Annotated in this window: 10 protein-coding genes and 1 pseudogene; 8 read left to right on the forward strand and 3 right to left on the reverse strand. The window is 41.9% G+C overall.

The window, feature by feature from the left end:
* On the forward strand, window positions 1-328 hold a 328-nt coding region (locus NWP22_RS11015), incomplete at its 5' end, for a zinc ribbon domain-containing protein (RefSeq protein WP_280801883.1).
* A gap of 26 nt (window positions 329-354) precedes the next feature.
* Here NWP22_RS11015 and NWP22_RS11020 read toward each other — a convergent pair.
* On the reverse strand, window positions 355-2073 hold the full coding sequence (locus NWP22_RS11020) for a helicase HerA domain-containing protein (RefSeq protein ID WP_271730843.1): 1719 nt from the start codon (window positions 2071-2073) through the stop codon (window positions 355-357).
* Window positions 2074-2169: 96 nt separating this feature from the next.
* The gene (locus tag NWP22_RS11025) at window positions 2170-2961 is read right to left on the reverse strand and encodes a glutathione S-transferase family protein (RefSeq protein WP_271730842.1); all 792 of its coding nucleotides are present in this window, start codon (window positions 2959-2961) and stop codon (window positions 2170-2172) included.
* Window positions 2962-3300: 339 nt separating this feature from the next.
* Between NWP22_RS11025 and NWP22_RS11030 the strand changes: the two genes are divergently transcribed.
* Window positions 3301-3954 carry a fasciclin domain-containing protein gene (locus tag NWP22_RS11030; protein WP_271730840.1) on the forward strand — a complete coding sequence of 218 codons (654 nt, stop codon included), beginning with the start codon at window positions 3301-3303 and terminating at the stop codon, window positions 3952-3954.
* A gap of 360 nt (window positions 3955-4314) precedes the next feature.
* Window positions 4315-4623, forward strand: coding sequence for an RNA recognition motif domain-containing protein (locus NWP22_RS11035; protein ID WP_280801884.1), 309 nt, complete (start codon window positions 4315-4317; stop codon window positions 4621-4623).
* Window positions 4624-4842: 219 nt separating this feature from the next.
* On the opposite strand, the pseudogene NWP22_RS11040 reads toward NWP22_RS11035, so the two are convergent.
* Window positions 4843-5011, reverse strand: a pseudogene (locus NWP22_RS11040) (transposase); the annotation flags it as partial.
* Between the two features lie 164 nt (window positions 5012-5175).
* Here NWP22_RS11040 and NWP22_RS11045 point away from each other — a divergent pair.
* From NWP22_RS11045 to NWP22_RS11065, 5 genes are all read left to right on the forward strand, one after another.
* Entirely contained in the window at window positions 5176-7248 is a 2073-nt protein-coding gene (locus NWP22_RS11045) for a protein kinase domain-containing protein (RefSeq protein ID WP_280801885.1), read from the forward strand.
* 276 nt (window positions 7249-7524) lie between these two features.
* Window positions 7525-9762, forward strand: coding sequence for a CHASE2 domain-containing serine/threonine-protein kinase (locus NWP22_RS11050; RefSeq protein ID WP_271733208.1), 2238 nt, complete (start codon window positions 7525-7527; stop codon window positions 9760-9762).
* A 37-nt stretch (window positions 9763-9799) separates the two neighbouring features.
* On the forward strand, window positions 9800-10156 hold the full coding sequence (locus NWP22_RS11055) for a zinc ribbon domain-containing protein (protein WP_334310757.1): 357 nt from the start codon (window positions 9800-9802) through the stop codon (window positions 10154-10156).
* 123 nt (window positions 10157-10279) lie between these two features.
* Complete coding sequence (locus tag NWP22_RS11060) at window positions 10280-12019, forward strand: ShlB/FhaC/HecB family hemolysin secretion/activation protein (RefSeq protein WP_280801886.1); 1740 nt, start codon at window positions 10280-10282, stop codon at window positions 12017-12019.
* On the forward strand, window positions 12016-14299 hold a 2284-nt coding region (locus NWP22_RS11065), incomplete at its 3' end, for a two-partner secretion domain-containing protein (protein WP_280801887.1). The genes NWP22_RS11060 and NWP22_RS11065, both read left to right, overlap by 4 nt.

Raw genomic sequence — 14299 nt, forward strand, 5'->3', positions numbered from 1 at the left:
GTCTGTACGGCAAATGCTGACTCTTTCCCATTACAAATTTGAGCGACATCTCAAGCAAGCTGCACAAAGGAAAGGTGTAATAGTCGTTCTTTGCAACGAATCATATACATCAAAAACCTGTGGTAACTGCGGTCATGTTCATTATAAACTAGGTGGAAACAAAGTTTTTAAATGTTCACATTGCGGAATACAGATTTCTCGTGATGTAAATGGCGCACGCAATATTTTATTGTGTGCTTTGCAAGCAACTGCCTTCACCGTGACCCATGATGAAATCATGCTTTCTGAGGAGTCAGAATTGACGGATGCCGTAGTTAATCTAGTTTAATCGCTTTGATTAGCTTAAAAGTTGCACTAAAAACCTAAATCTGCTTTAGCTATTTCCGCAGCAGCAAATACTTCTGCATCTGGCTTTTCTTCCCAAGCGGGATCACCAATTTCGGCGTAGAATGTGGTATCATAGGGTCTGGTCTTGACCACAACGGGCATAGGAACGGCATGGCCTAAAATTAAGGCCTGTTGTTTAGAGTCTAATTTGGCTAAGACTGAGCGCAAACCACCCGCACCAGATACACCGGTAAAAATGGCATCAATATCTTTTTCATCATTCAGCAAAGCGGTGATGCGTGTGCCAATTTGAGACATAACTTCATTATCAATTCCCGATGGACGTTGGTCTACTACTAGCAAAGTTACGAAATATTTTCGCAGTTCTCGGGCGATAGTGCCGAAAATTGTACTTTGGACAATGGACGGATCAAGGAACCGGTGCGCTTCCTCAATGGTAATCATTAATGGTGTCGGGCGATCGCAGGGATTTTTACTGTGTAAGAATTTATCTGCTTTCTTGACATATTCCTCATGAATACGTCGAGTAATCATGTTAGTCACCAACATATAAGAAAGCATATTGGATTGGGAACCAAATTCTATGACTACATTTTTCCCGGCTTCCAAAGACTGGATAATTTTACTAATATAATTCTGGGGACAAACTCCCCGCATATATTTCAAACTCTCCAAGCGCAAGAGTTTACGCTGTAAAGAGGTGATAGAACCTGGATGTCCTGGCTTTTCTTCGCAGAACATTTTAATATCCTCACCGGTCATCTTAAACAATTGGGTAATCCAAGATTTACCAAACTCGTTGTGTAAAATACTGGCGTTATCTAAAGCTGCTTCCGAGAGTCCTAAATCTCGACTACATAATTTAATATCTTCAACTGTGATTTGCTCATAACTCAGATATAATTCTTGAGCATCCCGCACCCCCCGACGCTTTGTAGATTGAGGGTCAAGGGTGTAGACTTCCACTTTACCAGGAAATAGTTGTTTTAAGCCTTTAACAGTATTAACATTTTTCCCTTCTGCTACTGCTTCCCAACCATACTCGGAATGCATATCGAAAATTAAATTTACCGCCGCATTTTTGCGGATGACTCCGGCTAAAAGTAAGCGTGTGAGGAAAGATTTACCAGTTCCAGATTTACCAAACACCCCATTACTCCGCTCAACAAAGCGGTTTAAATCAATACAAACTGGTACATCCATATCTAAGGGTTTACCCACAGAAAAATTCCGCCTGTGGGGGTCATCTTCCCAACCAAACACCCGGCGAAAATCCTCTTCACTTGCTTCGTAAACTTGGCTGAAATGACTGGGAATTGTTTTTACTGGGAGCAATTCCATAGTAGTACTAGTTTGGGGCTGAAATGAGGCTAAACCATTTGGCGATTTGACCAAACCATTGGTACTATGATTTGAGGATTCATCAGACTCAGGGGTAAACATCAACATGGGGGCGAGGTTGATAGTACCATAAGTACCACTACCAGCTAAAACTTCCCGTAAAAAAGTGTCTTCCCAACCCGGGGGATTAGCAAGAATGCGGGGGTTAGAAGTTCCTAATGCTACATCTGTCAGCATACAGAAAAAACGCGATCGCAATCCATGGACAACCAAGAATTTACCCACCCGCATATCTTCCACAGAAATATCCGGGTGTAATCTTACTTCTAACCCCCCAGTCAGAGAACCTTGGATAACCGAACCTAATGGTTGTGAAGAATTCATTTGAATAACTTATAGATTCCTGTGTTCATCTGTGGTTCCTAACTTCCATAACCCAACCAGCCAATAATACAAAGTTAATCACCATCATCCCATCACCTATTCAATTTGAATAGAAGTGGGTGCATTTCCCGTTGGTGGGGTTGCGATTAATGGTTTACGGAATTGAGTATACAGGCGATCGCGCCAGTCAAAAAATGGCTGATAATCAGGATTATCAGCTAAACCAGGTACACCTTTACCTCTGATACCTGCGGGTAAGTCTAAATAGGGGACTTCTGGGAACTTGAGTAATATTGATAAACTCGCCACTGTCAAATCAGCTAAAGTCGGCTCATCACCGGTTAAATATGGACTATCTGCCAATAATAATGTTAGTGCTTCTAAGTCTTGTTTCAAGTCCGCGATCGCCGATTTAATCACATCTGGACTATAACCGACCCCAAAGCCCAAAACAGTCAACACATCACCAGGTACTCCTGCAATTAGACTTTTAAATATATCCGGTGTGGAATTAGGTAATAAAGACTGGCGGAAATTTTGGTCTTGACTAATAGCAGAAAAAAGAGCTACCCTTGCTTTCTTACCGATTGATTCATCTGCCCATTCTTCCATCAATAAGCATAAACCACGTTGTCGAGAATCTTGAGGTATGAGTGGGCGATCGGGATATTCTAAATCTAAATACTTAGCAATTTCAGTAGAATCAACAATATATCTGTTACCATCCTTTAAAACTGGCACTTGTCTTTGTCCAGTCAGCCGAAATAAATCTATTTGTCCAATTCCGGGGGTAACTTCTATTTTACGGTAATTTAGCCCTTTGTAATCTAGAATCAACCGTACTTTCTCTGAATATTGAGATATTTCCCACTGATATAATTCCAGCATAACCTATATTTTCAAGAGTTTAATTCTACAACGCTCTTATTCTATCTTCACTTCCGGTAATTTTCCTGAGCAAGTCAGCAATTTAGCAAAAATCTTATGGAGGAAATAGGAGATTCTGTCTGTTAGTCAGGACTGTAGCCATGGTGCTAGGAAACCAAGTAGGATGTACAAAGTGTTTATTATGGATTCTGGGAAATTATCTCAGGTGTTTAAAAGCATAAGTGATAATTTTACATAGTTATTTGCACTAAAAATATTGCTGCTGGATTTATATATTTTGCATAGCGAAGTGTTATAAATCTTTAATGTCACCTATATTAAGAAGGACTAAAAAGATTTATGAAAGCAAATTACAGCAATTTTTTGACCAATCTTGCGGGAATAGTTGGGTTAGCCAGTGTTAGCCTTTTGCTCAATTTACCATCTCTAGCCAATGAAGCAACCAATAATCTAGCACAAGCTGGGGGTGGAACACTTAATCCTAGACCCAGTATTTTTGATGAGTTTCCCTATAACCGTAATAAACCTCGAACTCAACCCACCACCCCCAGGGTCACACCACCCACAACTCAAACTGAAAACAAAACCTTGTTAGCACTAGCAGAGTCTAGCCCTAAGTTTACCACCTTAATGGCGGCATTAAAAGCAGCGGGATTAACGGAAGCTTTGCAAGGTAGAGATCAATTAACAGTCTTTGCTCCCACCAATGAAGCATTTGCCAAATTACCACAAGATGCTGTCAGAGACTTGTTAAAGCCAGAGAATAAAGAAATCTTGCTCAAGCTATTAACTTACCACGTAGTCAGTGGCACAGTTCTATCTACTGATTTGTCATCTGGGGAAGTGCAAAGCCTTGAAGGGGGAGCCATAAGGGTCTCCGTTGGTTCTAATGGGGTGATGGTCAATGATGCCAACGTAGTTGAAGTAGATATTAAGGGTACTAATGGTGTGATCCACGCTATTGATCAGGTGATTTTGCCTCCTGACCTGTAGACCCCATCGTTGATACCATTATTCAAGCATGAAAGACCGTTGAGATCAATATCTAAGCGGTCTTTTTCTGTGTGTTAGGTGGGGTAGGGGGACTTGATATTGCCAATCCGCAAGACTCAAATATCTATCTTACTGGGGGTAGACAAGACGACATAAATATAGATTTACCTTAACATAACTTTTTATAACAGTTTTTTTCACTTTTCCTGTGATCATTAAAATTATGTGCCACAATTGGAGTTGAGAATTAATTCGGCGACAGCGTTTGTTTTTAGTATTGACAGGCTTTTTCCTTGTGGTATTTACAGACTTATCTCCGAAATCTAAATCTCTACGTTTTTGTGATTTTGGAGACCATTGATGTCAATTTATATAGGTAATCTTTCATACAGCGTTACCCAAGACGCCCTCACTGAGGTGTTTAGAGAGTACGGCACCGTCAAACGAGTGCAAATACCAACCGACCGTGAAACAGGTCGTGTACGCGGATTTGCCTTCGTAGAGATGGGTTCGGACGATGAAGAAACAGCAGCCATTGAGGCTCTAGACGGTGCGGAATGGATGGGACGCGACCTGAAAGTGAATAAAGCTAAACCCAAAGAGGATAAAGGTTCCTTTGGTGGTGGACGGGGAGGATACGGTGGTGGCGGTTCCCGTAACCGCTACTAAAACCTCAGGACTAGGGGGGAAGTTTGTCCTAGTATCTAGTCCTCAACCCCTTTAATACTGTGGCTCCGAGCAAGGCTTAGTCCATGTTCGGAGCTTTTAACTATCAAAACATAGTGGGAGTGTGAGAACCCCCACGCTAAAGCATAGGGATGAAACCCGACTCAACAAGATTTATCCTATTGTATGCTTAACAAAAAGGTTTTAACAGGTATTAAGAAATCTTGAATAGTTGCTACTGTAACCGTTAAAAGCTTTAACGATTAAATGTGGTGTGTCGGTTGGTTTGAGGCTGACAAACAGATGAATATAGTCTGGTGCGACTTCCACCAGCTAAAATATCCCATTCCTTTTCCACTGCTAAATCAAGAAAAATTTGTTTCAATCTAGTTTATAGTGTCAAAGTAACTCGTGTATAAGTCCTATTGTGGTTTAGTATATGGTGGTTTTGACCGCACTTATTCGGCTCCAGATCAGCATAAATCCTATAGACACTTTGGGATGCGATCGCAGCTGATCAAGTCAGTCAGGTAAAAATCGGATAGCTAATGACTTATGTATATAAATAATAGTATTCAACCCGGTGTAACTTTAAGCGATCGCTATGTAATCGTTCGTCAAATCGGTCAGGGAGGTTTTGGACGTACCTATTTAGCTGAAGACCTGAACCGGTTCGGTGAACTGTGTGTTTTAAAAGAATTTTCCCCTCAAGTTCAAACAGACTATATTGCACAAAAAGCCCAAGAATTATTTCAGCGAGAAGCGGCGGTTCTCTACAAGCTAGAACATCCGCAAATTCCCCGCTTTCGGGAACTACTGCGAATTAACTTACAAGGTCAGGAATACCTGTTCCTGGTGCAGGATTATGTAGAAGGACAAACTTATAGTTCCTTATTAGATGCGCGTAAACAGCAAGGATTACGATTTACAGAACTTGAAGTTAGGCAATTGTTATTAGAAATTCTGCCAGTGTTGAAATATATCCACTCCATGGGGGTCATTCATCGGGATATCTCACCAGATAATTTAATCCTGCGCAGTACTGACAAATTACCGGTATTAATTGACTTTGGCGGCGTGAAACAAGTAGCCGCAACGGTGGCCTCGCAATATTACCAAGGGGAAAAAACCCCATCCCCCCAATCACCCACCCTACTAGGTAAAATAGGCTTTGCACCTCCAGAACAGATGCAAACAGGTATGGTGTATACTCACAGCGACTTGTACGCCTTGGCTGTCACCATCCTAGTTTTATTGACAGGTAAACAACCGCCAGAACTCATTGATAATTATAATCTAACTTGGCAATGGCGACGAGAAGTTACTCTCAGTCCGGTATTGGGACAGATATTAGATAAAATGCTATCCCCCAGACCAGGCGATCGCTATCACTCAGCTGCTCACGTCTTAGCTGCTCTCAACCCCTCATCAGTGAGTCATCCCCCAACTCAATATCCCACTAACCCACCCACATCTGCTACAGTTGCTGTTTCCCCCCCTCCCCCACCGCGCCCATCTCCCTCATCATCTCCCGAACCAACATCCGGGTTAACACCAGCAACAGCCTTAGTAGCAGTAATCATAGTTGCGGGTACAGCTGGGGGAATTTGGTGGGGATTCACTAGCAGTGATCACACTCCACAAACAGTTACACCTACTCGCCCTCCCACCCTTGAGCAACCCACGACACCCCCAGATCCACTCTCCCCAGCGGAACGTCAACGTAAACAAAGATTAAACAATCGCCGTCAACAATTGGGAATTGATTCCAGCTTTTACGTCCGGTTGGTAGATCAAATATTTTGGGACAATAACCCCAGTTTACAGCGACGCACTCTCACTGATCAAGCGCAAGATGAAAGTTTGCGGGCACAATGGGATAAAACAGCCGCTCAATTACTAGAAAAAGTAGCTGTATTGAGTACGAGGTCGCGCCAACAATTGGGAACTTATACAGCAGCAGAACGGGAAGCTTGGCGAGTGGAAGTTAACAAACTCAATGTGAGTATGACTTCTTTATATGATTTAGCTGACCCTGCGTTTTTCAACCAATTTCCTCAACAGCAAGGCCAAAATTTTATCAATCAACCCATGGGACAAGTTTGGCACGGGTTTGTTAGCGATAAACTTAACGCTATTGTCTCTGGAACGGCTTTAGACAGAATTCTATTTGATCCAGGTACTACCAGCAAAACAGTTACAGGTAATCTGCAATCAGCTGTTGACCCGACTGGGGGTAAAGTTTTTATTGCTCACCTGGCGCAAAATCAATTAATGGAAGTGAAGTTAGAAGCCAGTCCTCAAGTTTTACTTTCGGTTTATTCTCCTTCTGGCCAAGTGAAATTTTTAGAAGACTCTCCAGAACGTAATTTATTAGTTAATAAATTACCAGAATCGGGATTTTATCAGTTTGTAATTGCTTCCACAGCATCAGAACCACTAAGTTATCAACTCAGCATTGCGGCACAAACTCCTACCCCAGAACCTACCCCAGAACCTACCCCAGAACCTACCCCAGAACCTACCCCGGAACCTACCCCAGAGCCTACCCCAGAACCTACCCCGGAACCTACCCCAGAGCCTACCCCAGAACCTACCCCAGAGCCAAATGATAGTGAACCCAACTAGTTTTGTTTGCTAGCGGGTTTAAATTCCTCCTTGAGATCGGCAAAACTTGCTGTGGGTCATTGACTAACTTTGACTTTTAAAACATCCTCTCAGCACGATGATATAAATGATTATACTGTTTATTCAATTTCCCCAATACCTAGGATTTTAGCCATGGTTTTACCGACTCTTTCACCACAAACTATTGATCATCGGTGGGCGGAGATCATCCTAGTTCTCAGTCTGACCAGCAGAAATAGTTAAAATTTGGGCTTGGCAAAAATTACGTAAACAATCATGGTGGATGACTCTTACTTAATCAAAAAAATCACTAAATTTTTAGTAAAAATATTGAAGTATCCAGTGATTATTGGCACTGTAATTGCCACAGTGTTAATACTGGGATTGCAGAAACTGCAAGTATTACAGGTACTGGAGTTAAAGGTCTATGACCAGATGATGCAAATGCGTACTGATCCCGGTAAAGATCCCCGTTTATTAATTGTCTCCATCACCGAAGAGGATTTGCAAAGATGGGGTTGGCCTTTATCTGGTGAAGTACTCAATCAGCTTTTGAGCAAACTCGAAGAACATCAACCCATTGCGATCGGTTTAGATATCTTCCGTGATTTACCTGTACAACCAGGTCATGAACAACTTCTACAACGCTTAGTGCGGAGTGATTCGATTATTTCTATATGTAAACATACCAATGTTCGAGAGCCTGGTATTGCAGCCCCTGCGGGAGTAAAACCCGGGCGGGTAGGATTTAGCGATCTTGTGGAAGATACAGATGGTTTGATTCGCCGTAATCTCATAGCAGTGAAAGTGGAAAAGTCTGACATTTGCCAAAGTAGCTATTCCTTAAGTTGGAGGTTAGCCCTGAAATACTTAGCACTGCAAGGCATTCCACTGCAATCAAACGTGAATCAGGAACTACAATTAGGTGATGTGATATTTACACCCCTCAAAAGTAACTCTGGGGGTTATCAAAATGCAGATACCAGAGGCTACCAAATCTTACTGAATTACCGTTCCCCAGGTAACATTGCCGAAAAAGTTACTGTTACACAAGTACTTGCAGGTAAAATTACACCAGATTTAGTCAAAGACCGAATTGTTTTAATTGGTTCCACAGCACCGAGCCTAAAAGATATATTCAATACCCCATTTAATACTGGAAAAGCTGATAATTCCGGTAGGATGGCAGGGGTAGAAATACATGGACACATGATTAGTCAGATTCTGAGTGCGGTTTTAAATAACCAGCCTCTGTTTTGGTTTTTACCCGGTTGGGTTGAAGTTCTCTGGATAGGGTCATGGTCTGTACTGGGGGGATATTTAGCCCGGCGTCTGCGATATCCATTCAGCTTAGGACTGCGGTCAGTCGCATCTTTGCTGGTTTTATTTGTGGGTAACTTTGTAATTTTTACCCACGGCGGATGGTTTCCCGTGGTTGCGCCTGCATTGGGTCTGGTAGTTGCAAGTGTAAGTGTGCTGGCCTATAGCGCTCATGATAGTCAACGGGAGAAAAAACAAATTATACAACTGTTGCAAGCACAAAAAGAATTAATTGCTGAGTTGCAAAAACAACAAACAACTGTCACACCCACACCAGAGCCTGATTATTTAGGAAAATTACTCACAACCCAGACATTACTGGGAAAGCGCTATCAAATTATCAATAATTTAGGGCGGGGAGGATTTAGCGAAACTTACTTAGCCCAAGATATTCAACGCCCAGGAAATCCCCTGTGTGTTGTGAAGCAGATGCGCCCTGTCCGTCAAGATAAAGAATATCTGAATCTAGTCAAACGGCTATTTCATACCGAAGCAGATATTCTGGAAATCCTGGGTAAACACCCACAAATACCCCAATTACTAGCTTTTTTCTCAGAAAATAATAATTTTTATTTAGTCCAGGAGTTTATTCCAGGTCATACCTTGAAACATGAGTTAACTTCCGGGATATGTTACTTACGGTCTGAAGTCATCAACATCCTCACAGAAGTTTTACAGATACTGGTTTTTGTCCACAGCTATGATGTCATTCATCAAGACATCAAACCCAGCAACTTAATGAGGCGAACAACAGATGGACACATTGTCTTAATTGACTTTGGGGGTGTGAAACAACTGCAAGCCCAAAACCATGTCTTAGATTCAATTATCTTTGCTTCTCGTGGTTATGCACCTCCTGAACAAATGAGTGGTATACCAAAACTCAATAGTGACATTTATGCTTTGGGAATAATTGCCATACAAGCCTTAACAGGGCTAAATCCTCAAGAAAAAGAGTTTGGTAGGGATCTGAAAACTGGTTTCATCATTATTCCTGCAGTATCTCCTAGTGGTGAGCAGACTTGGCAAGATTGGTCGGAACTAGCGGATACTACTGAGGAATTGACCAGAATATTAAATAAAATGGTACATCTCCACTCCTATCAAAGATATGAGTCAGCAATGCAGGTGTTAGAGGATATTAATAACTTGCTCTCAAAACATAGTGGGAGCGTGAGAACCCCTACGCTTTAGCGAGGGGATGAAACCCGACTCAAGGGGATTTATCCCCATGTTTCCTCATTTCCCGCAACGTCTTAAACAACTTTGTCCAGAATATGGTATAAAAATAACGCTGACTGAAGAAGCGTATACATCAAAAGCCTCTTACCTGGATGGCGATCGCCTCTACAAACATGGTGAAAAACCCAATGGATGGAAACCGTCAGGTCAAAGGGTAAAACCCGGATTGTACAAAACTTCTGCTGGGATACTGGTAAACGCTGACTGTAACGGTGCTGCAAATATCTTAACAAAAGTAGCCACACAGCTAGGTGTTAGCCTAGCCAAGGTGGGTAGGGGAGCTTTGACACTCCCAAGACGAGTTGATTTCTTTAAAGGATTAAGTAAATCATATCGTAAACATTGAATTTTGAGGATTTTTCATATTGTTTACTTAACCACGTTGCGCTATATACTAAAAATACTTATAAACACACAATATTCTTTATTAAGGAAAAACCATGCACAATCGTACGGTCAGGGTAAATACATGGCTCCAGTCTTAAAGCAGACATTGAAAGATGTTGAAAACTGTAAAGGTGTATTTTGCCAAATCAAGAGAGGTTGGCTGGGTAGGATCTGTTGTAGTATATTTTTCGTCGTCATAACAAATCCAGCATATGCCAAGACCTATGAGCAGATGATGACACCAATCGCCGGTAGGCCTGATATAATAACACAGGAATCTACACTCGAAACCCATCCCCCCCCGACTAATACTGCACCCCTAGAAGCTATTCCTAGTCAATTTAAAGTTCAAGGATTTGAATTTTTAGGTAATACGGCCTTTAGTGACGAGAAATTAAGGGCAGAAATTCAAGATTTTCTTGATCAAAAAATTACCTTTGCTGATTTACTAACAGTAGAATCGCGGTTAAATAAGTTTTATGTTGATAATGGTTTTGTTAATTCTGGGGTGGTAATTGAAACTCAAAACCTTTCTGCTCAAGGTGCAGTAGTCAAAGTTACAATCATAGAGGGAGGTATTGAGGATATTAAGGTTAGGGGAACCCAACGCTTAAGACCGGAGTACATCCGTTCCCGGTTGGCTTTAGCTGCACAAACTCCCCTGAATCAAAATCGCATCCTAGAAGCCCTACAACTTTTGAAACTCGATCCTCAAATTCAAAATATATCGGCACAATTAACACCAGGAGTGCGACCAGATTTAAGTTTATTAGAAGTTACCGTGACAGAAGCCGATACTTTTCATATCGATATCTTTACTAATAACGGTCGCTCTCCGAGTGTAGGTACATGGCGACGGGGGATTAAAATTAATCAAGGTAATGTCTCCGGTGATGGTGATAGTTTAACTGTGAGTTATGCCAACACTGATGGTAGTAATGTCATAGATTTGAGCTACACTATCCCCTTGAATCCCAGCAATGGTAAACTGCGATTAGCCAGTGGGTTGACCAGAACTAACGTCACCGAGCCGCCCTTTGACAGACTCGATATTACTGGCGACTCTAGCTATTACGAAGCTGGTTTGAGTCAACCATTATTTCAAACTCCTAATCAAGAATTCGGTTTAAGTGTGATTTTTTCCCATCAACACAGCCAAACTAAACTGGAAGCGGAAGGTTTTCCTATATCTCGTGGTGCTAATAATGATGGGAAAACTCGGATTTCTAAAATTGCTTTCTCTCAGAATTGGCTAACACGCAAGCCAACCTCAGTATTAGCTTTTTACTCTCAATTTAATTTAGGGGTGGGATTATTTGATGCTACTATTAACAATCAGCTGCCCGATAGTCGGTTTTTTTCATGGCGTGGACAAGGGCAATATGTGCGTGCCTTAAATCAAAAACGTGATATGTTACTGCTGCTGCGTTCTGATTGGCAGTTAGCTACAGAAACTCTTGTGCCATTGGAACAGTTTAGTGTCGGGGGAATTTCTAGTGTGCGGGGTTATCGTCAGGATGCTCTATTAACAGATAATGGCGTTGTCGTCACAGCAGAGGTTCAGTTACCTGTGTGGCGACTATCCAAAAATGAAAGCGTGTTATCGGTGATTCCCTTTGCAGATTTTGGGGTCGGGTGGAATAGTGATCATACAGTTAAATTAAATACTAATACTTTGATGGGTTCTGGCTTAGGTCTGCAGTGGCAGACTGGTCAGTTAAAAGCTCGTATTGACTGGGGAATTCCCCTGATTCATGTCAAATCTCAGGATAGAACATGGCAAGAAAGCGGTTTATATTTCTCTGTGGAGTCCAGGTTATGAAAATTCCAGGGTTAATCAAACATCCCAGTTATCAGTTATTCCTTCAGATATTCATCGGCTTAATTACTACTGCAAATATGCAGATGGTAAACGCCCAACTCACACCAGACAATAGCTTAAACTCCACAGTCAGGAATGATACAGTAAATAACCGTGACCTGATCGAAGGGGGAGCCATCCGTGGGAGTAACTTATTTCATAGTTTCACTGATTTTAATGTCGGCGCTGACAGAGGGGTTTATTTTAGTCACCCCGATAATGTTGGTAATATTTTAACCAGGGTGACGGGAAGTAATCCTTCTAGTATTTTGGGAACCTTGGGAGTGTTGGGTAATGCTAACCTGTTTTTAATTAATCCCCATGGTATTAATTTCGGTGCTAATGCTCGGTTAGATGTCAAAGGTTCCTTTGTGGCTGCCACTGCGGATAGTATTATCTTTGATAATTATGAGTTTAGTAGCACAGATACCACAGTAGCGCCGTTATTAACTGTGAATGTTCCCAATGGGTTAAGATTTCGGGATCATCCAGGAAATATTACCCTGACTAATTCTCGTCTGAGTATTCCAGAGGGTAAAACTTTAGCTTTGATTGGGGGTGATGTCAGCCTGAATAACACTCAAATCAACTCCCGGCGGAGTACAGTACAGTTGGGTGGTTTAACTCAAGCCGGAAGGGTTGATATACATGAAAACTTGGGTTTGAGTTTTCCCGATAGTTTGGGTGGCGCAGCCACAAATATCACCAGGGGAAATATCAGCATCAGTAATGGTACTTCTATTGATGTTGCTGCTGGGGGTGGTGGGAGCATAACAATAAATTCCCAAAATTTACAGATAACTGGAAATAGTCAGCTGCGTGCTGGGATAGCACCGGGGATGGGTTCACCAGATGCCCAAGGGGGAGATATTCAGATTAATAATACTGATAAAATCACCCTGGATAACTCATTCATATTTAATGGCGTATTCGGCCAAGGAAATGCTGGGAATATCCACATCAGTACTTCTAGTTTAACTGTGAAAGACGGTGGTTTTATTGATGCCGGTATATTTGGTAAAGGTAATACAGGAGCGATCGCAATTACAGCCACCGATGGAGTGACTCTGACAGGGGAAAATAGTCAAGGATTTAGCAGTTATATAGCTAGTACTGTACAACAGGTAGGAGAAGGAAATAGTGGGGCTATCACTGTTGATACTTCTACCTTAACCCTGGAAAACGCAGCTAATCTTAATGCCTATACTTCGGGTAAAGGTAATGCCGGCGCTATTAAAATTACAGCATCTGATGGAGTGACTCTCAGGGGGGAAAATAGTCAAGGATTTAGTAGTTATATAGCTAGTACCGTACTAAGTACAGGAGAAGGAAATAGTGGCGGTATCACTATTGATACTTCTACCTTAACCTTAGAAAAGAATAGTTTTATTAATGCTAGTACCTTTGGTAAAGGTAATGCCGGAGACATAAAAATTACAGCCACTGATGGAGTGAGTCTCAGGGGGGAAAATCGTCTGGGATTTAGTGCTTATATAGCTAGTACCGTACTAAGTACAGGAGAAGGAAATAGTGGCGGTATCACTATTGATACTTCTACCTTAACCCTGGAAAACGCAGCTAATATTAATGCCAGTACATCTGGTAAAGGTAATGCCGGATACATAAAAATTACAGCTACTGATGGAGTGAGTCTCAGGAGGGAAAATAGTCAAGGATTTAGTAGTTATATAGCTAGTACCGTACTACGTACAGGAGAAGGAAATAGTGGGGCTATCACTATTGATACTTCTACCTTAACCCTGGAAAACGGAGCTAATATTAATGCCAGTACCCTTGGTAAAGGTAATGCCGGAGCGATAACCATTACAGCTACTGATGGAGTGAGTCTCAGGGGGAAAAATCCTCAAGGATTTAGTAGTTATATATCTAGTAGAGTAAGACCTACAGCAGAAGGAAGTAGTCGGGGTATTACTATCAACACTTCCACCTTAAGCCTGGAAAACGGTTCTTTGATTACCGCTGATACTCGCGGTAAAGGTGATGCAGGGGTGATAACAATTACGGCAACCGAACAAGTAGCGATGTCAGGCATCTCTTTTGACAGAGGATCAAACAGAGATGTGGGCGGCATTTTAGCCTTCACCCTCACAGATAACAATGCCGGTAACATCACCATCAACACCCCCAGATTCCAAATTTCCGACGGAGCCGGAGTAGAAGCCTTTACCCAAGGCGCAGGTAACGCCGGTAATGTTACCATCACCGCACCTCAAATAGTAG

The sequence above is a fragment of the Anabaenopsis tanganyikae CS-531 genome (assembly GCF_029891675.1).
In the GTDB taxonomy this organism is placed as follows: domain Bacteria; phylum Cyanobacteriota; class Cyanobacteriia; order Cyanobacteriales; family Nostocaceae; genus Anabaenopsis; species Anabaenopsis arnoldii.

Excerpts from the sequence above, each read along its gene's own strand:
- NWP22_RS11020 (WP_271730843.1), bottom strand. The coding sequence starts at position 2,073 with ATGAATTCTTCACAACCATTAGGTTCGGTTATCCAAGGTTCTCTGACT.
- NWP22_RS11025 (WP_271730842.1), bottom strand. The coding sequence starts at position 2,961 with ATGCTGGAATTATATCAGTGGGAAATATCTCAATATTCAGAGAAAGTA.
- NWP22_RS11030 (WP_271730840.1), top strand. The coding sequence starts at position 3,301 with ATGAAAGCAAATTACAGCAATTTTTTGACCAATCTTGCGGGAATAGTT.
- NWP22_RS11035 (WP_280801884.1), top strand. The coding sequence starts at position 4,315 with ATGTCAATTTATATAGGTAATCTTTCATACAGCGTTACCCAAGACGCC.
- NWP22_RS11045 (WP_280801885.1), top strand. The coding sequence starts at position 5,176 with ATGTATATAAATAATAGTATTCAACCCGGTGTAACTTTAAGCGATCGC.
- NWP22_RS11050 (WP_271733208.1), top strand. The coding sequence starts at position 7,525 with ATGGTGGATGACTCTTACTTAATCAAAAAAATCACTAAATTTTTAGTA.
- NWP22_RS11055 (WP_334310757.1), top strand. The coding sequence starts at position 9,800 with ATGTTTCCTCATTTCCCGCAACGTCTTAAACAACTTTGTCCAGAATAT.
- NWP22_RS11060 (WP_280801886.1), top strand. The coding sequence starts at position 10,280 with ATGGCTCCAGTCTTAAAGCAGACATTGAAAGATGTTGAAAACTGTAAA.